This window comes from Pseudophaeobacter arcticus DSM 23566, from assembly GCF_000473205.1.
Lineage (GTDB): Bacteria > Pseudomonadota > Alphaproteobacteria > Rhodobacterales > Rhodobacteraceae > Pseudophaeobacter > Pseudophaeobacter arcticus.
In genome coordinates this window covers 3,204,859-3,221,922 of sequence record NZ_KI421507.1, presented here as the reverse complement: position 1 = coordinate 3,221,922, position 17,064 = coordinate 3,204,859, and the positions used below count along the sequence as shown (strand labels likewise).

The window sequence follows — 17,064 nt, the reverse complement described above, 5'->3', positions numbered from 1 at the left end:
CCTGCCCTTGCCGTAGCGTAGATCTGCGCTGCGGCAGGAGGTGGCAGACAGGGTTAGTCTTCTTCAAAGGGATCCCATTCGTCTTCCACCTCTGGCAGGGCCTCGGCTTCGACTTCAGCGGCGAGCTCCTGTGCGGTGCGGATGCGGGTGATCTTGGCCTTGGGAAAGCTCGCCAGCACGGCCTGCACCAGCGGGTGTTCGCTGGCCTTGGCACGCAGGGCATTTTCGGCGGCGTTTTCCAGCTCGGTGATGGTGTCGCCACCGCCGTCGTTTTCCAGCGAGATGATCCAGCGGGCCTGGGTCCAGTTTTGCAGCTGTTGCCCCAATCTGGCCGCCAGATCCTTGGGCGCGTCCGCCGTTGGCTGGATGGCAATGCGTCCCGGCTGGTAAGAGACCAAGCGCAGATAGGTCTTTACATATTCCAGCAGCAACCCGTCGCGTCGCTGACGGATCAGGTCGACCACATGTTCAAAACTTGGATAACGGGCGAGGGCCTGAAGGGTCTCTGGTGCCAGCGCTGTTGCGGTGCCATTGCCGCCCTGCGCAACCGGCGCGCCACCGGATACCATGGTGGGTCCTCCGCCCGGCGCACCGCCACCTGACGCAGGTGGTGCCATGCCCTGCATTGGAGCAGAGGCGGTGCCATAGCCACCCGCGCCCATGCCGCCGCCGGGTCCGTTCGGGGGCGGCGGAGGGCTGTCCTGCAATTTGCGGATCAGCTCTTCCGGGCTGGGCAGGTCGGCCACATGGGTGAGCCGGATCACCGCCATTTCAGTTGCCATCATCGCGTTTGGCGCGGCGGCGACCTCTTCCAGGGCTTTGAGCAACATTTGCCACATCCGGGTCAGTACCCGCATCGCCAGGGCATCGGCCATTTGCCGTCCGCGGGCGCGTTCATCCGGGCTGACGGTGGGGTCTTCCGCAGCATCAGGGGTGATTTTCACCACCGAGACCCAATGGGTGATCTCGGCCAGATCGCGCAGCACCGCCAGGGGATCTGCGCCTTCGGCATATTGCGCGCCCAGCTCTGTCAGGGCGCCGGCAGCATCGCCGCGCAGGATCATGTCCATCAGATCCAGGACCCGTCCCCGGTCGGCCAGACCCAGCATGGCACGGACCTGATCGGCGGTGGTTTCGCCGGCGCCATGCGAAATAGCCTGATCCAGCAGCGAGGTGGCGTCGCGCACCGAGCCTTCGGCGGCGCGGGTGATCAGGGCCAGCGCATCGTCGTTGATCTCGGCACTCTCAGCAGTGGCGATCTTGCCCATCAAGGCGATCATGACTTCGGGCTCAATGCGGCGCAGATCATAGCGCTGGCAGCGCGACAGCACGGTCACCGGCACCTTGCGGATCTCGGTGGTGGCAAAGATGAATTTGACGTGGGCTGGCGGCTCTTCCAGGGTTTTCAACAGCGCATTAAAGGCGCTGGTGGAGAGCATATGCACCTCATCGATGATGTAGATCTTATAGCGGGCCGATGCGGCGCGATACTGGACCGAATCGATGATTTCACGAATGTCTCCGACACCGGTGCGGCTGGCCGCATCCATCTCCATCACATCGACATGACGGCCTTCCATGATGGCGGTGCAATGTTCGCAGACCCCGCAGGGCTCGGTGGTGGGCTGACCGGTGCCATCGGGGCCGATGCAGTTCATCCCCTTGGCGATGATCCGTGCCGTGGTTGTTTTCCCGGTGCCGCGAATGCCGGTCATGATAAAGGCCTGGGCGATACGATTGGTTTCAAACGCATTTTTCAGCGTTCTGACCATGGCATCCTGGCCCACGAGATCGGCAAATGTCTCGGGGCGGTACTTCCGCGCCAAGACTTGATACTGGGGCTGGCTGCTGTCGCTTGTGCTGTCGTTCATAGGTCTCTTGCCGGATTCGGAAGGCGGGATCGCGTCCGCGCAAGGTACGCGGGCTGGCGGGCTTCGTCCACCGCTGTTGACCAACTGGGGCTCGGCAGGTCAGACTTTGGGGGCGGTGCCTGATTTGGCGCCGGGTGCTGACCCTGCTGCGTGGTCGGTTTTATTGAGTTTTAAGGCCCGCCTTTTATGAACTGGTTTTTCGGCGCGTGTTTGTGATCGAAGTTGGGCCTGTGTATCCGGATTGTGTGATATGACTATGCCATTGTCTAAAAACACCGGGTTTGGCAGGGGCTGCTTTGGCCCGCTTGCCAGCGCGGCGGGGGGCTGGGAAAGGGCTCGGTATGGATGATCATCTCACAGACCAATCCGTGCGATCCCTCACGCTGCATGCGCTGAGTGTTGGCGATGGCATTCTGGCGCTTTGCCCGCTGCCAGGCAGTGGCGGCGACTACAAGGGAGACATGGATCACCTGCATGACTGGCAGCCAGGGCTGGTGATCTCGATGACAACCGAAGTTGAACATCTCGGCGCTGGTGCGGCGCCTTTGGGGCAGGATTTTCAGGCCATGGGCTCTCGCTGGATCCATCTGCCATTGCCAGATTTTTCCGCCCCAACCAAAGACATGCTGGCGCAATGGCCCGCGGTCAGCGCGCTGGCCTTGCAGGCTCTGCGCGGGGGCGGCCGGGTGCTGGTGCATTGCAAAGGCGGTTGCGGGCGGTCCGGCATGGTGGTTCTGCGTCTGATGATTGAGGCCGGGGAACAGCCCGACAAAGCGCTGCGTCGGCTCCGTGCTGTGCGCGCCTGCGCTGTCGAGACCGAGGATCAGATGACCTGGGCGCGGGCCGCTGCAAAACGGCCAGGAGCCAAGAAAGCCAGAAAGATATAAAGCCGAAAGATATAGGGGGCGGAGCGCAGCTTCTGGCTCTTAAACCGCCCGCCCCCCAATAAAACTTGCCGCTACAGCGCTGGGTGGACGGTTTGCGCAGTGGTCTGTTGGGGCAGAGGCTTTGGCAGGGCTTCGCCCATGGCGCAGGGGGGCTGATGCAGTTTTGCTGCGGCAAAGGCCCGGCTGTCTGGCTGGAACAGAGTATCAGCAAACAGATCCAGGGCCTCGGTATCGGTTGCTTCGGTGACGTCACAAAACACCCGAATGCGGTCGTGGGTGGCAATGAACCGGGCCGGGCAATGTCGCGCGCAGCCATCCAGAAGGCTTTCACCGCAGAGCTCAAATTCGGCGGATGTCACCGGGCGGGCCTTATCCAGCGCCCCGGCCAGCGCCGTGAGCATCCGGGACAGGGCCGGGCAGGGCCTGCCCAGGTGCATACAGATGCTCTGGGAAAAGTGATGTGTTTGTTTGGTCGTTGTCTGGTCCATCGGTGTCATGATGCGCCCTCCGCGCGCTGGCGGGAAAATCAGAAGGCGCAGGCATGAGACCAGGAGGGCGTTACCCGCAACCACCTCATGCACCCGCCCGGACTCCCCGTCCAGTTTCGAGTTACATTGGTGATGGCAGGTCTCCTGACTTGCGGGTCGATACGGTTTCGGTCCTTCCCGGCAGGGATCATATCCCCGTGCCAGTGGTTCACCCGAAGCGCTCACCGCTTACAGTTGCGGGGGCAGTCGCGGAGTTGGCAGGGCTGCAATAGCCTGGCCGCACCGCGTTCCCTTTTCATCCTGGACACAAGAACATGCATCGCAGAAACCATCTCTCCAACCGCTATCGCTGACAGATATGAGTCGTCAATCACCAATTGCGCAATTGGCACAGCAAGGCCCATACCGGCCCGGAGATACCAGTACAGAGAAAACAGTATGGACAGGATCACCCACGCCACAGCGGCAAAGGGTGGCGGGCAGGGATGGACAGCGGAGCAAGCAGCCAGGTGGCGCCGACAGTTGGGTCGTCACAGCTGTGGCTGGCCGCAACCGGGATCAGGCGCTGCGGTTCACCCGGTCTTCGGTCAGGCTGGCGAACTCTGCCACGCGCTGCTTGAAGCGGGTGTTGATCTTGGACCGCGCCAGTTTGAGCGATTGCAGCAGCAGCCGCCCAGACAGGGTTTTGGCCTGCACATTGACCTTCACCGAAAGGCGGGTGCGGCGCGGCGAGAGCGCCAATAGTTCAATCTGGCCCTTGCCAGACAGGCTGGCGCTATCGCCCTCAAAACCAATCAAGGTGGTGGGCTCGTAGTTGGAAAGCTCCAGGTGCAACTCACGGGGTTTGCCGCGAAAATCCGTCCGAATATCCCAGGCCATGCCAACCTGCGGGGTGGCATCGTCGCTCAAACGCTGTACTTCGATGCCGCGCCGGATTGCCGACCGTTCAAAGCTGGCAAAATCGGAAATCGCTTCAAAGACTTCAGCCAGAGGCGTGTCGACGTCCTCTTTACTCGTTAATTCCATGATATGCCGCCTGACCAGTGGTCAGCCCTCAGAGAGTATTATTGGATTAGGTGATAGAATAATCTCCTTAATCCAAAGTGTCCGCAAGCCAGTTTTCGAGAAGAAAATGTGCAATTGCACCCTTTCTCGCCGGTTTGATGATTGGGTGTTCTCCTGCAAAGACAGTCATCATCTCCTGACGGCTCACCCAGATTGCATCTTCGATTTCCTTGGGGTCGATGGTGATGTCGCGGCTGGTGGCCTGACCGCTGCAGCCAAACATCAGCGACATCGGGAATGGCCAGGGTTGACTGGAGAGGTAGCCAACCTCGCCAACAGAAACGCCTGTTTCTTCAAACACTTCGCGGCGCACGGCTGCTTCCAGAGTTTCCCCGGGCTCAACAAAACCGGCCAAGAGCGAATACATACCGTCTGGCCAGCCAGGTGATCGGCCCATCAGGACGTCATCGCCATGGGTGACCAGCATGATGACAACTGGATCGGTGCGCGGGAAATGCAGCGCCTTGCAGCTGGGGCATTTGCGTTGCCAGCCGGCCTGCGCGACCTGGCTTTTGCCACCGCAGCGGGCACAGAACTGGTGTGACTGATGCCAGGACAGCAGGGCTTTGGCGGTGGCGGCCAGCTCTGCCTCCAGCGGAGAGAGGCGCGCCATGATGCGGCGCAGTTCGGCAAAGACATAGCCCGTCGGCAGGTCCGGGTGCTGTTGTTCGCTCAGGTCGGCAAAACTGGCCAGGGCCATCTCATCCAATGCATCCGGCTGCCAGGCGCCAAGGTCGCAGGCAAATCGCTCTGTCCCGTCAGGCGCCACACCAAGATAGAGCGCCGCGCTGCGGTGTTCCGATGCGACGGGGTGAGAGGAGGCAATCCAGGCCAGACCATCAGGTCCACGCTCAGGATCAGAGCGCTGGCTGAGGATCTTGCCGCGCCAAGTCATGAGAACCTGCGTCTCCGGTGCGGCCCAGGCGGTCTCCAGTGCGGCGGGATCTTCTCGCAGCTGCGCCTTGCGATCCAAACCGCCACCGCCGCCAAAGGTTACCTGTTCTGCCCGTTTCATCCGTCGCTCCCTGCACTAACTGTGGTGCCAGAAACGAGCGGTTCCCCGTGATCTGGCGCATTTATGCAAAGTGATGGCCCCTTGGGGCACGAAATACCAGAGTATCTCTGATTTATTGCGCCACAGAGGTGGTGAAATTGCTGCCTTGACTTTGTTTGCCCTCAGGCTAGCTCCTTGGCAACTTGGTTAATTTTTCTTAAAGATGACGTATTTGGAGGCTTTGCAAATTTGTGAAACGCTGTTTCAAATGAACGGTGGTTCTCTGAAGGGGGCTGGTGAAGCAAGAGATTGGACCAAGCAGTGACAGCTGTGATATCAGCACAATGACAGAAATGGCAGCTTCCAAGTCAGAAGCCTCTGGAATGTTGCGCATCCTTGCGACAACGGATCTACATTGTCACCTTCTCAGCCGAGATTACTACGCAGATCGGGAGGACCCGGGCGTGGGCCTGTCCCGATTGGCCAGTCTTATTTCCGAGGCACGCAAAGAGGCTCAGGCCCAGGGGGGCGTGACTCTCCTGCTGGACAATGGCGACGCCTTACAGGGATCCCCGATTGGGGAAGCCGCGCTGAAGGTCGACCCCAAGATCTCCTCTGCCGACACCACTGCCGTTCATCCTTTGATGTCCGCCTTCTCGGCGCTGCAATATGATGCCTTAGGGCTGGGCAATCATGATTTCAATTATGGCCTTCCGATGCTCGAGGAGGTTTTGAAAGATGCGCCCTGTGCGGTGGTCTGCTCCAATATGTCTGCGGTTTCGCCGGACCGCGCGCTTCCCTTTGTAAAGACAACGATTATCGAACGGCGGCTCGCTGCTCTGCCCGATGCGCCGGTTCTGCGGATTGGTATCCTCTCTGTGTTGCCGCCGCAGACCATGATTTGGGACGCACATCTGCTGGAAGGTGAGGTCCAGATCCAAGACATGGTACAGGCCGCCGCAGCCAGCACCGCAGACCTGCGGGCCGCGGGCTGCGATCTGGTTGTGGCCTTGGCGCATACCGGGGTTGGAGGTGAGCTTTCTGTTCCGAACATGGAAAACGCCCTGCGCCCGATTGTGGCCACTGTTGGCATTGATGCGGTGATTGGCGGCCATACGCATTTGGTCTTGCCCGATCCGGAACATGCCTTTGCAAAACCCGTGGTTATGCCCGGAGCACATGGCTCTCATCTGGGGCGGATCGACTTGCATCTGCGCTACGGGTCTAAGGGCTGGCGGGTGGAGACCTGGCAGGCCAGTGCGCTGCCCATTTCCCGCCGTGATGCCTGGGGACGGCTGACGCCTCTGGTGGAGGAGGATCCGTCTCTTGTCGAGATCCTGGCGGAGGCAAACGCGCAGACCCAGGTCCGGATGAAAGAGCCGGTTGGGCATAGTTCCGAAGCTCTGCACTCTTATTTCACTTTCTTTGGCCAGGACCATGGTCTGGCTCTGACGGCCTGCGCGCAGATGGCGGCGGTGCGCCCCATGTTAGCGGGGGCCACAGCGGGCGATCTGCCTCTTTTGTCAGCGGTGTCGCCGGGGAAATTTGGTGGCCGCTCAGGGCCCGAGAATTACACGGATGTTGCGGCAGGGGATCTCTGCATGCGCAATGTTGCGGATTTGCAGGTTTTTCCCAATGCCATCTGGGGGGTGACCGTCACTGGTGATCAGCTGCGGGATTGGCTGGAAATGTCAGCCGGCATGTTCAATCAGATCACCCCGGAAAGTCGCAACACAGAACTGGTCAACCTGGACCGCGCCGGACATAATTTTGATGTGATCTTTGGCCTGGACTATGAAATTGATGTGTCACAACCGCCGCGGTTTTCGTCTTCTGGCCTGGTAATCAATCCGGACTCCCACCGGATACGGAACCTGCGCTGGAACGGTGCACCTGTGTCCAGCACACAGCTGTTTGCAGTTGCGACAAACAGTTATCGGGTTAGTGGCGGCGGTAATTTCAAAATGGTGCAGGAGGCAGAGAACCTGCGCCTGCCCGGGATCAAGATCCGCGATGCGATCTGCGATTACGTATCGGGACGTCTGCCCAAAGATGCCCTGGCAGAGGCCCGCTACCCCTGGCGGCTCAGTCGACTTCCAGAGACGCGGGTGAATGTCTACACCGGGCCGGTTGCGCGCAATTATCTGGACGAATTGCCCGAGGGCCTGGCCGAAGATCAGGGCGTGACGCCAAATGGTTTCCTGAAACTGCGGCTGAGCCTTTAGCGCTGCGCACTCTGGCCTGACATCTTGCCGGGCATATTTGAAGGCGACGCATCCGGGCTGCGGCAAACAGGCTGCGCGGCACTTGTTTGCCGCAAAGCATGGCGGCATCGCTCTTGGTATCCGGCTCTTGTCATCGGGCCAAACTCTGCCTATATCGGGATTCGAGAGGTTGGCGCGGGCAGGCGCCTCGCCAACCTGGTCAGATCCGGAAGGAAGCAGCCACAACGAGCCCCGCTTGGGTCGATGTCCAACCTCTCACCTTATCTCCCTTAAGCTCCCGATTTTGAATACCCAGAGGATCTGAACCCTCTGCGCACCCCCTGAAAACGGGGGAGGGCTGAAACAGGTGCAGCCTTGAACGAAAGCCAGGCGGTTTGGTGCACTGGCTCTGTTGCAAGGATGCGAAAATAAGAGCGATACGCTCTTTCAGGCCCCCCGCCGATTTGTTCCCAATAGCAAAAGAAATACAAAAGCTGCCCCAACCGAGGTGGTGACGATCCCCACAGGCAACTCCTGCGGCGCCAGAAGCAAGCGCGATACGATATCAGAAGCGGTCAGCAAAACCGCGCCGATTATGGCCGCCATGGGCAAGAGACGCCCATGCATTGGCCCGGCAAGCCCACGGGCGATATGGGGCACCATGAGCCCGACAAAGCCGATAACTCCGGCGACCGAGACAAAGGCGGCGGTGCCCAGGGCGCAGACCAAAAACATGCGGGTGCGCAGCGCGCCGACCGGCACACCCAGGCTGGTCGCGGTGGTATCCCCCGCCAGTAGCGCGTCCAGCCAGCGGCTGCGCCAAATGGCATAGGTCGCGATCAAGGCCAGGCCCGCCGCGACCAGAGGCAGGGTCTCCCACCGGGCGAGGCCAAGTCCGCCAAGCATCCAGAAGATCACCGAATGGGCCGCGCGGGTGTCACCCGAAAAGATCAAATAGTTGGTGATTGCCGCAAACAGAAAGGAGACCGCCAGCCCGGCCAGGATAAGTTTCTCCGGGGCGCTGCTTTGCAGGCTGCGCACCAGCAGCAGCACGATGCCGGAGGCCACAAGCCCGCCAGTAAAGGCCGCAAGGGGCAGGGTCCAAAGCCCCAGAAAATCCCCGGTGACCGTGATGACCAGAACCGCCCCGGCGGCGGCACCGGAGGAAAGTCCGAACAAAAACGGATCCGCCAGATCGTTGCGGGTTGTGGTTTGCAGAACCACGCCGACCAGGCCTAATCCGGCGCCGATCAGGGCGGCGAACAGCGCCCGCGGCAGGCGCAGGTCAAAAATGATCCGATGAATGGGCTCTGGCTCCAGGGGGCTGAACCCCAATCCCGAAGAGAGGGCGGCAAAGACCTCCGCCATGGGCACATCGGTGGACCCGTAGAGGACGGAGAGTAAAAGCAGGGCGACCAAAACGGCCGCCCCCAATATCAGCGAAAGGCCAAAACGGCCCATATCAGTTGAGGCCCGGATGCATTGCCTTGGCCATTTTCTCGATGGCTGCAATATTTGCCGGCCCAGGCGTCAGCTCTTCATACCGCAGCCCCACCCAGCGCTCATTCTTGACCGCATCGGTATGTGCCATAACCGGGTGCTCTTGCAGGAACTTGAAGGTATCTGCGGCGCCATTGCCGTTCTGGTAGTCCAGCAACACCAGAAATTCTGGATTGGCGGCCGCAACCGCCTCCCAGGAGGTGCGCCCCCAACTGGTGTCCAGATCATGGGTTACGCTGGCGCCACCTGCAGCTGTGATCATGGCGTCAGGGATGGCAAACCTGCCGGCCGTGAAGGGCGCATCTGCGGGTCCGTCCAACAGGAAAACACGCGGTTTGGCGAATTCGGCGGTTCTGGCTTCAATGCTGGCCAAGTGCTGCTGCCAGCCTGCAATCAAGGCTTCTGCCTTGTCTTCCACATGCATGACCTTGCCGAGCCGCAGAACGTCGTTGAACAAAAGATCCATACTGGCCGCTGGGCGGTCTTTGTCCAGATGCACGCAGCTTTCGGTCAGGACCATGGTTTTGATACCAAAGGGCGCCAGGGTGTCCGGGGTCACATCGCCACCGGGCTTCATGCCGTAGTACCAGCCGGCAAAAAACAGATCAGCAGAGGCCGAGACCAGATTTTCGACGCTTGGATATTTGGGCGCAAGTTCAGGGATATCGCCGCGATCTTTGTCGAATGTGGGGCTTGTCTTATACCATCCGGAGATGCCGGTGACGCCAACCATCTTGTCCTGCAGGCCAAGCGCAAAAGCCATTTCAGACATATTGATGTCATGCACAACCAGCCGTTCCGGCATGGTTTCAAAAACCAGTGGAGTGCCGCAATTGTCGACCTTCACTTCATGTGCCGCGACGCTACTTGCAGCACCAAGGAGGAGCGCAGCAGACCAGAGAGTTTTCATTGTGAGTTTTCCTTCAGATTTTGGAAGTCTGTTTTGCGAATATCGAGCGCAGGGATCATCCGGCCCTCATGGGGGAAGCACAGATAGCTGACCCCAAAGGTCGCCTGGACATTTTCAGGGGTCAGGACCTCGGCGGCGGGACCAAAGGCCACAAGCCGCGTTGATTTCATCAAGGCCGCATGGGTGGCAAATTCCGGGATCATCACCAGATCATGCACCACCATGACAACGGTGATGCCCAGAGAGGCAACCAGGGACAAAATGCGCCCTTTGGCATCCGGGTCCAGGTGGTTGGTCGGCTCATCGAGAAACAAGAGCTTGGGCTCCTGCGCAAGGGCACGGGCGATATGCGCACGCTGGCGCTCCCCGCCTGACAGCTGTGCCATTGGTTTATGCGCCATTTTCGTAAGCCCTGTGAGGTCCAGAATGGCCTCGATGGCTTGGCTGTTTTGATGTGCGGACCGGCGCGCCGCGATTGGCAGTTGCCCTAGGGCAATATAGTCCTGAAGTCGCAGCCGCCCATCCGGGGAGCTTTGCTGGCTGACAAGGGCAATGTGTCCTGCCCGATCCTGAGCTTTCATCTGGCGCAGGCTGGCACCCCCTATGAAAACCTCACCAAGCGCCAGAGGTTCACATCCTGAGAGCAGGTTCAGCAGGGTCGATTTGCCGGCGCCATTTGGCCCGGCAATGGCGAGGATCGAACCCTGCTGCAAATCAAAGGAAACCCCCGAGACCAGCAGGTCTCCGTTCAGGGCAAAATACTCCAGGTCGCGCACACAGAGAAAAGGTCGCGATAAAGGTGGCGATCCGGTCATGTCTTGGCCTCCGTCCTGTAGGCGGGAAGCCGTGCCAGGGTTTTGTCGTACAATCTCTTTGGTCGCTCCGAGGCTGTGCTCCAGCCCGTGTCGCTTGCCAAAAACTGCTGGGCAAAACAGGCGATCGCCTCGATATCCGCCTGGGCTTCGATCTCACCAAACAGATACTGTGTCTTGCCCGGACCCTGCAATCCGACCGTTATCGGGCGTTCGCAGCCCGCCATGCAGTCTACGGCCCGTAAAACGAACCGCTTTGACACATGTTCCGCCAGTGCTGCCCGTAGTTTGCGCGCGGCGCCTGCCCCTTTGCAGGTGGTGCAAATCAATATGGAATGATCACTGTGGTTGGTCATGTCTCGCCCCGCAGTTAAACGCGCGAAGAGAGCAGGTGCCGGTCCTGTGTAGCCAGTTACTCTGTGCCATCTAAGCCTCCGTCAGGACTCCCCGTCCTGGGTTGGGTGAACAAATGGATGGCAGGTCTCCTGACTCGCGGGTCGAGGCCTTGCCGCGCCTTCCCACCCTATGGGGCAGTGGCTTGTTGCAGCAGTGCTCTCCGCTCACAGTTGCGGGGGCAGTCACGGATTTGGCGCCTATTGGCTACACCACACCGTATTCCCTTTTCATTTTCCCGGAGTGACCCCGGGAAAAACCATCTAGGCCATGTATGAGGTCAATCTTGAGACTGTCAATCAAATTGAAAGGCAGGAGTTGCGGCCCGGCGCGCGCCGTGAACGCGCGTCAGCTCCCCTGATTGGCTCTCTGCGCCCCCCGCCTGGCCAGTACTGCGCCAAGTTGCTGGCGGTCACACGTCGCAACACTCTTGGGCATCGGCTTCCATCATAGTTGAGCGGTCAATACCAGCATCCTGGGCCACCATGAGACAGGCTAGATAACGGCGTTTCAGATTGCGCCAGTGGGACGTCAGCAGAGCCGGACGAAGCTGCCAGATGCCGGGACTGAACACCTAGGGTCCAGACCCTAGTCTAGTCTCCACCGATTTGGCGCGTCATGAGCCGAGACAGGTGGGAGTTTCGGTTGAGCAAAAAAGCCCTCAGAAGACTTGGATAATTTTCAGATACCGCCTGTTTGACCGATGGTCGTGCAGCCAAAACTTCGCGCCACGCCAGAACCTTTTCTTTGTCAGTCAGGATGTCGAAATCGCCGATTTCATCGAACGAGTCGAAGTACCGAAAGACCGGTGCAAAGACGGCATCAACAAGAGTGAACTCACTCCCTGCGAAATACGGGCCTTGTCCCAGTTGTCGCTCAAGTTGTGTGAATTTTGCCTCCAGTGTTTGGAGTTTCTTATTGAACGTGTCGGCAGTCTGGGCGTTATAAAGTCCCGCTATGTCGTTGAGGGTGGCCGACCCGAACTCGATCCAACCACGGTGCTGTGCGCGCGTTATCGCAGCCGAAGGGTGGAGAGGCGACGGCCGGGTATCTTCCAGGTACTCCAAGATCGCAGAGGATTCGAATATCGCTTCTTGCCTGTCGGTCAAAACCGGCGTCTTTCCCAGCGGCGAAATGGTTAGAAACCAGTCAGGCTTGTTTGAAAGGTCGATATCAGTGCGTTCAAAAGAAACGCCTTTTTCCAACATCGAGATCGCGGCTCGCTGAACATATGGGCAAAGTGAATGGCTTATCAGATGCAGGGTCATTCGGAATCTCCATGTAGATGCAATTGCATCTATATAGGGGCAGCCAACGGAACGTCAAGGTTGATGCAGTTGCATCTTTTGCGCTAATGTACCCTATGACCACACTCAGCGCACAAACAACCCGGGCATGGATATCCCTTCTCTCTGTCAGCCAAACGCTGCTTCAAGGGATTGAAATCGAGTTGAAAGAACGCGGCCTGCCAAAACTGAGCTGGTATGATGCTTTGTTGGAGATTGAAAAAGCCGGGGCCGAAGGCATACGCCCTTACGAGCTGAAAGAGCGGCTATTGCTCCCTCAATATGGAACCTCGCGTCTGTTGGATAGACTCACGAAGGCAGGTCTCATCACGCGTGAGGATGTAGCTGGCGATGGTAGAGGGCAGATCATCAGGCTCACCTCGAAAGGACTGGAAACCCGCAGAGCAATTTGGCCGATCTATGCAGAGATGTTGGTCAAATCGGTTCAGCAATCGCTCAGCGAACCCGAACTCAATGAACTGGTGCGCCTTCTGGGAAAGCTCGCAAATACCAAGAAGTGATGTTCGCGCATCGCGCAGAATCGCTTCGCCAAGGGCTCGATCCGGACCTTTGCAACGTCGTGCACGAACGCCGCTTTTGGGGGCAAGGAAAGCAGTCATGTTGAAACGCTTGCACGTGGCTGTCAGTCCTTTTGCCTGCCCGCCAGTTTGGTGAAACCTGTTCAGTCCGGGTGTGCTTTATCATCAGAAACAAACTACAGTATCCTCCAGTCATCCAAACCCTGTGAGTAACGGCTATTTCAAACAGTGATTTCCAGAAGGCCATAACGCTTCGCCACCTGCGTGTCATTGCCGCCCTGTCCGACCTGAAACTGGTGGCGCGGGTGTCGGAGGAGCTGAACGTCACGCAGCCCGCAGTCTCCAAGCAGATTGCGGAGCTGGAAAAGATCGTTGGCGTTCCGATTGTGACCCGCGACCGGAACCGTCTGTTCTTGACGCCGGTTGGTCATCGTCTGGTAAGCCATGCCAAGCAGGCGCTCAATCAGCTTGATCGGGCGGCCTTTGATATTGAGGCAATGGCCAGCGGGATTTCAGGCGCGGTTTCGGTTGGCGTCGTCAGCTCGGTTGCGCCCACCCTGTTGCCCAGTGCCATCGCGCTATTCAAAAGCAGCACACCGCAGGCCAGCATCGTGGTCAAGGAGGGGCATTTTGTCGAGCTGCTTCCGGGATTGCAGGGCGGCGCACTGGATTTGCTGATCGCCCGGATATGGCAGCCGCAGGAATTGACCGGCATTGACCAGCTCAGGCTTTTTGAAGAACCCGTTGTCGTTGTTGCGGGCCGTAATCACCAGCTCACCAGAAAGTCTGAGCTTGAGTGGTCCGATGTGGTTGATTTCCCCTGGATTATGCCTCACGCAAATTCGGTTGCCCGGGGGGCCGTCGATGCGCTTTTTGCGGCAAACGGGCTGGCACCACCAGCCAATACAATTGCCTCCCTGTCTTTGACGCTGAATCTGGCACTGTTGGAAGCCATCCCCGCATTGGGGCTGATGCCGCAGCGTCTTGCCCAGTCCCATGCGGCACGCGGAGATATTGTCACGCTGCCGCTGGACACCCGCGGCTTTCTGTCCGAGGTCCGGTGCTTTTGGCGCAAGGATCAGGTCGAAACCAACCATGCCTTGTCATTCTTCCAGAAATGTCTGCAAAAAACGACGGAGGACTTGGAGACCATTCCTTTTGGTTAATGTTTGGCGCTCAAATTTCATTATTTATCTGGTTTGTGTCACTTTATCATAACCTCATTCGTTTTCTTGGGAGGGATAAAGTGACTGGCTTGATCGAGAATGATACGTCATTGGTGCGCGCATGAGCGGGGCAGCCTTGATGGCCCTTTCGGCGCGTCAGGTTCTGGAGCGGTTTGCGGCATGTAGCCTGACCCCAAGCGAATACCTGACGGCCTGCCTGGAGCGCATTTCACAGGTCAACCCCAAGCTGAACGCCCTGACCGCGATCGACGCTGAAGCGGCGATCAAAGAGGCGGCGCAGGCAACCGACAGATGGCAGGCAGGAGCGCCCAGGGGGCCACTTGATGGCTTGCCGATTGGCGTAAAAGATCTTCAAGATACCAAAGGCTTGCTCACGACCCATGGCAGCCCACGCATGCGCGCATATTTCCCCAGCCAAGATCTGCCCATGGTCGCGCGTCTGCGGGGCGCCGGGGCGATTGTGCTGGCCAAGACCAATGTGCCCGAGTGCGGCGCCGGTGGGAACAGCCGAAACCCGGTTTGGGGGGCCACAGCCAACCCCTTTGACGCTGACCTGATCGCGGGCGGCTCTTCTGGTGGGTCTGCGGCGGCGCTGGCGGCAGAGCTTTTGCCAATGTGCACCGGGTCCGACACGGGGGGGTCGCTTCGATTGCCAGCGGCACTTTGTGGTATCGTCGGATTTCGCCCCTCTGTTGACGTGATCGCCCATCCAACCCGGCCCCTGGGATGGTCAGGCATTTCGGTGCTTGGGCCGATGACCCGGACGGTGGATGACCTGGCCTTGATGCTGAGCCTGGCACAGGGGTTTGACCTTGATGATCCACTGTCGGCACGGGCGCCGCAGGATCGGTTTGCGACCCTGCCACGCCAGGAACTCAGCCCCCTGCGTGTGGGATTCAGCGAGGATTTTGGTGGCGCGCCGGTAGATCCGGATATTCGCGAGACCTTCCGCAATCGTATTCAGAAAATCACCCCCCATGTCGCAGAGTGCCGCCCCGTTGATCTGAACCTCGGCGAGATGGACCGGTGCTTTGACATCCTGCGGGCCGAAAGTTTCCTGTCGGCCTTTGGCGAAGGGGTCAAATCCGAGCCCGAAAACTTTGGCGCCGACATCCAGGCGAATGTGGACCTGGGGCGGTCGATGTCGCTGGCGGACCGGGCCTGGGCCCATGCCGAGCAGACGCGCATCCTGCGCCGGTTCAATGCCTTGATGCAGGAATTTGACGTCATCTTGCTGCCGACCGCGCCGGTGTCGCCGTTCCCCTGGACCCAGGGGCATGCGACAGAGATCGAGGAACGGAGCATGGATATCTATTATCGCTGGCTTGCCCTCACCTATCGCGGCTCGCTGTCTGGTGGCCCGTCAATCACGCTCCCCTGCGGTCGCGACTCCCGTGGCATGCCCTTTGGGCTGCAGATGCTGGGCGCGGTGCGCGGCGACGAAGCGATGCTGGCGGCAGCCAAATCGCTGGAAACGCTTTTCTCCCAGGACCCGGACATGGCGCGGCCGCGCCCCGATATGGCAAGCCTTGCGCCTTCGGCGACCGACCTGCGTTCCATTGTGACGCATCCGCCGATCCTGCACAGTCCTGCCCGGTCTGAGCCGACCCCCATCGAAACGGCGGTATAGCCCCATGTATTTCATTCCGGTTATCTTTGTTCTCCTGCTGATCAGCGGCACGGCCTTTGCCTATCTCATGGGGGCAGTCTCGGTGCTGACCTTTGTTGCCGTCGACAAGAGCCAGTTCCTGTCGATCCTGCCGCAGCGTATCTTTGCCCAGCTCGACGTCTTTGCCTTTATGGCGATGCCACTATTCATTCTGACCGCCGAGATCATGAGCCGCGCCGGCGTCACCCGGAGCCTGATTGATTTTGCCATGTCCATTGTTGGTCGCTTTCGCGGTGGCCTGGGGCATGTGAATATCCTGACCAGCGTGTTTTTTGCAGGTATCTCGGGCTCGGCTATCGCTGACAGTGCGGCCTTGTCGCGCACCTTCGTGCCGGAAATGAAGGCGCGCGGTTATGACCCCTATTACGCCGGGGCGATCACGGCGGCGTCTTCGATGATCGGCCCGATCATTCCACCCTCTATCATCATGATCATCTATGGCGGGTTGACCGGCGCGTCGGTTGCTGCCCTGTTCATTGCGGGTGTTGTTCCGGGCCTGCTGCTTGCTGCGGCACTGATGGCGCTGAATGCGGTTATTGCCGCCGTCAAAGGACATCCCGGTGGAACCTCTGACGGGCTGCCGTCTTTCCTGCCCAGTCTGGTGAACGCGGCGCCGGCCCTGTGCCTGCCCGTGGTGATTCTCGGATCACTGGTCTTTGGGCTGGCAACTCCGACCGAGGGCTCGGCCATCGCGGTGCTGGTGGCGCTGATGGCGGGGCAATACTACAAAGGTCTCAACTGGAAAATGATCTTTGACGCGGTTGAGGCCACAGCAAAGATGACGGGCACGATCTTTATCATTCTCGCAGCAATTTCGGTGCTGGGCTACCTGGCGGGCCAGCTGGGCTGGTCACAGGCTCTTGCGACATGGGTCGACTCCTTCGGGTTGACGGGGCCGAAATACCTGTTTTTCCTTGTGGGCGTTTTTCTGGTCGCTGGCATGTTCATGGATACCCCCGTGGCCCTGACCCTGCTTATTCCGCTGTTTGCACCACAAGCGATGGAGCAGGGCATCAGCCCGATCCACCTTGGCATCGTGCTGTGTTTCAACCTCTGTGTTGGGCTGATTACACCGCCATTGGGCAAATGCCTTGTCGTGGTCTCGGCGCTGACAAACCTCAATTATTGGAAGCTGGCCTATGCCGTGCTGCCCTTCATTTTTGTTCAGGTGCTGTTGCTGCTGGCGCTCGTCTATTGGCCTGCAATCTGTCTCACGTTGCCACGCCTGTTCGGATTTTCCGTGAACTAATCAAACCTAA

General features: G+C 59.3%; 15 protein-coding genes, 1 other RNA gene and 2 riboswitches. Of the genes, 7 read left to right on the top strand and 9 right to left on the bottom strand.

The genetic code is table 11. The features are described from left to right. Positions 1-53: 53 nt before the first annotated feature. The gene (locus tag ARCT_RS0119905) at positions 54-1,871 is read right to left on the bottom strand and encodes a DNA polymerase III subunit gamma/tau (RefSeq protein ID WP_027241654.1); all 1,818 of its coding nucleotides are present in this window, start codon (positions 1,869-1,871) and stop codon (positions 54-56) included. Positions 1,872-2,212: 341 nt separating this feature from the next. Here ARCT_RS0119905 and ARCT_RS0119900 point away from each other — a divergent pair, with 341 nt between their 5' ends. Beyond that, a complete protein-coding gene (locus ARCT_RS0119900) occupies positions 2,213-2,758 on the top strand; it encodes a protein-tyrosine phosphatase family protein (protein ID WP_027241653.1) in 546 nt (181 codons plus the stop codon). A gap of 71 nt (positions 2,759-2,829) precedes the next feature. Here ARCT_RS0119900 and ARCT_RS26580 read toward each other — a convergent pair whose 3' ends face one another. From ARCT_RS26580 to nudC, 3 genes are all read right to left on the bottom strand, one after another. Continuing rightward, positions 2,830-3,255, bottom strand: coding sequence for a hypothetical protein (locus tag ARCT_RS26580; protein WP_240476347.1), 426 nt, complete (start codon positions 3,253-3,255; stop codon positions 2,830-2,832). A gap of 108 nt (positions 3,256-3,363) precedes the next feature. After that, positions 3,364-3,594, bottom strand: a riboswitch (cobalamin riboswitch). A 210-nt stretch (positions 3,595-3,804) separates the two neighbouring features. Then, positions 3,805-4,272 (bottom strand): SRPBCC family protein, encoded by a 468-nt coding sequence (locus ARCT_RS0119890; RefSeq protein ID WP_027241652.1) that lies wholly within the window; start codon positions 4,270-4,272, stop codon positions 3,805-3,807. Positions 4,273-4,339: 67 nt separating this feature from the next. Beyond that, positions 4,340-5,326, bottom strand: a complete 987-nt coding sequence (gene nudC, locus ARCT_RS0119885) for an NAD(+) diphosphatase (protein WP_027241651.1) — start codon at positions 5,324-5,326, stop codon at positions 4,340-4,342. Between the two features lie 323 nt (positions 5,327-5,649). On the opposite strand from nudC, the gene ARCT_RS0119880 reads away from it, so the two are divergent. Both ARCT_RS0119880 and ffs read left to right on the top strand, forming a co-directional pair. Then, a complete protein-coding gene (locus ARCT_RS0119880) occupies positions 5,650-7,530 on the top strand; it encodes a 5'-nucleotidase C-terminal domain-containing protein (protein ID WP_027241650.1) in 1,881 nt (626 codons plus the stop codon). A gap of 162 nt (positions 7,531-7,692) precedes the next feature. Beyond that, positions 7,693-7,791, top strand: an RNA gene (ffs, locus tag ARCT_RS27665) — signal recognition particle sRNA small type. A 165-nt stretch (positions 7,792-7,956) separates the two neighbouring features. Here the strand turns inward: ffs and ARCT_RS0119875 are convergent. From ARCT_RS0119875 to ARCT_RS0119855, 5 genes are all read right to left on the bottom strand, one after another. Continuing rightward, entirely contained in the window at positions 7,957-8,970 is a 1,014-nt protein-coding gene (locus ARCT_RS0119875) for a FecCD family ABC transporter permease (RefSeq protein ID WP_027241649.1), read from the bottom strand. 1 nt (position 8,971) lies between these two features. Next, positions 8,972-9,919, bottom strand: a complete 948-nt coding sequence (locus tag ARCT_RS0119870; RefSeq protein WP_027241648.1) for an ABC transporter substrate-binding protein — start codon at positions 9,917-9,919, stop codon at positions 8,972-8,974. Next, the gene (locus ARCT_RS26575) at positions 9,916-10,734 is read right to left on the bottom strand and encodes an ABC transporter ATP-binding protein (protein WP_027241647.1); all 819 of its coding nucleotides are present in this window, start codon (positions 10,732-10,734) and stop codon (positions 9,916-9,918) included. The genes ARCT_RS0119870 and ARCT_RS26575 overlap by 4 nt, the downstream gene beginning before the upstream one ends. After that, a complete protein-coding gene (locus ARCT_RS0119860) occupies positions 10,731-11,087 on the bottom strand; it encodes a DUF1636 family protein (RefSeq protein ID WP_027241646.1) in 357 nt (118 codons plus the stop codon). The genes ARCT_RS26575 and ARCT_RS0119860 overlap by 4 nt, the downstream gene beginning before the upstream one ends. A 102-nt stretch (positions 11,088-11,189) precedes the next feature. Then, positions 11,190-11,403, bottom strand: a riboswitch (cobalamin riboswitch). Between the two features lie 314 nt (positions 11,404-11,717). Then, positions 11,718-12,392 (bottom strand): glutathione S-transferase family protein, encoded by a 675-nt coding sequence (locus ARCT_RS0119855; protein WP_027241645.1) that lies wholly within the window; start codon positions 12,390-12,392, stop codon positions 11,718-11,720. Positions 12,393-12,487: 95 nt separating this feature from the next. On the opposite strand from ARCT_RS0119855, the gene ARCT_RS0119850 reads away from it, so the two are divergent. The 4 genes from ARCT_RS0119850 (at position 12,488) to ARCT_RS0119830 (ending at position 17,054) form a co-directional block, all read left to right on the top strand. Then, positions 12,488-12,931, top strand: a complete 444-nt coding sequence (locus tag ARCT_RS0119850; RefSeq protein WP_051361109.1) for a MarR family winged helix-turn-helix transcriptional regulator — start codon at positions 12,488-12,490, stop codon at positions 12,929-12,931. 236 nt (positions 12,932-13,167) lie between these two features. Then, positions 13,168-14,115, top strand: a complete 948-nt coding sequence (locus ARCT_RS0119845) for a LysR family transcriptional regulator (protein ID WP_276202251.1) — start codon at positions 13,168-13,170, stop codon at positions 14,113-14,115. Between the two features lie 121 nt (positions 14,116-14,236). Next, complete coding sequence (locus tag ARCT_RS0119835) at positions 14,237-15,766, top strand: amidase (RefSeq protein WP_027241642.1); 1,530 nt, start codon at positions 14,237-14,239, stop codon at positions 15,764-15,766. A 4-nt stretch (positions 15,767-15,770) separates the two neighbouring features. After that, a complete protein-coding gene (locus ARCT_RS0119830; RefSeq protein WP_027241641.1) occupies positions 15,771-17,054 on the top strand; it encodes a TRAP transporter large permease in 1,284 nt (427 codons plus the stop codon). Positions 17,055-17,064 lie beyond the last annotated feature (10 nt).

Bases quoted from the DNA above. Each gene is read 5' to 3' on its own strand.
- ARCT_RS26580 (WP_240476347.1), bottom strand. From the start codon at position 3,255: ATGACACCGATGGACCAGACAACGACCAAACAAACACATCACTTTTCC.
- ARCT_RS0119870 (WP_027241648.1), bottom strand. From the start codon at position 9,919: ATGAAAACTCTCTGGTCTGCTGCGCTCCTCCTTGGTGCTGCAAGTAGC.
- nudC (WP_027241651.1), bottom strand. From the start codon at position 5,326: ATGAAACGGGCAGAACAGGTAACCTTTGGCGGCGGTGGCGGTTTGGAT.
- ARCT_RS0119900 (WP_027241653.1), top strand. From the start codon at position 2,213: ATGGATGATCATCTCACAGACCAATCCGTGCGATCCCTCACGCTGCAT.
- ARCT_RS0119835 (WP_027241642.1), top strand. From the start codon at position 14,237: ATGAGCGGGGCAGCCTTGATGGCCCTTTCGGCGCGTCAGGTTCTGGAG.
- ARCT_RS0119830 (WP_027241641.1), top strand. From the start codon at position 15,771: ATGTATTTCATTCCGGTTATCTTTGTTCTCCTGCTGATCAGCGGCACG.
- ARCT_RS0119880 (WP_027241650.1), top strand. From the start codon at position 5,650: ATGACAGAAATGGCAGCTTCCAAGTCAGAAGCCTCTGGAATGTTGCGC.
- ARCT_RS0119850 (WP_051361109.1), top strand. From the start codon at position 12,488: ATGACCACACTCAGCGCACAAACAACCCGGGCATGGATATCCCTTCTC.
- ARCT_RS26575 (WP_027241647.1), bottom strand. From the start codon at position 10,734: ATGACCGGATCGCCACCTTTATCGCGACCTTTTCTCTGTGTGCGCGAC.
- ARCT_RS0119905 (WP_027241654.1), bottom strand. From the start codon at position 1,871: ATGAACGACAGCACAAGCGACAGCAGCCAGCCCCAGTATCAAGTCTTG.
- ARCT_RS0119890 (WP_027241652.1), bottom strand. From the start codon at position 4,272: ATGGAATTAACGAGTAAAGAGGACGTCGACACGCCTCTGGCTGAAGTC.
- ARCT_RS0119875 (WP_027241649.1), bottom strand. From the start codon at position 8,970: ATGGGCCGTTTTGGCCTTTCGCTGATATTGGGGGCGGCCGTTTTGGTC.
- ARCT_RS0119855 (WP_027241645.1), bottom strand. From the start codon at position 12,392: ATGACCCTGCATCTGATAAGCCATTCACTTTGCCCATATGTTCAGCGA.
- ARCT_RS0119860 (WP_027241646.1), bottom strand. From the start codon at position 11,087: ATGACCAACCACAGTGATCATTCCATATTGATTTGCACCACCTGCAAA.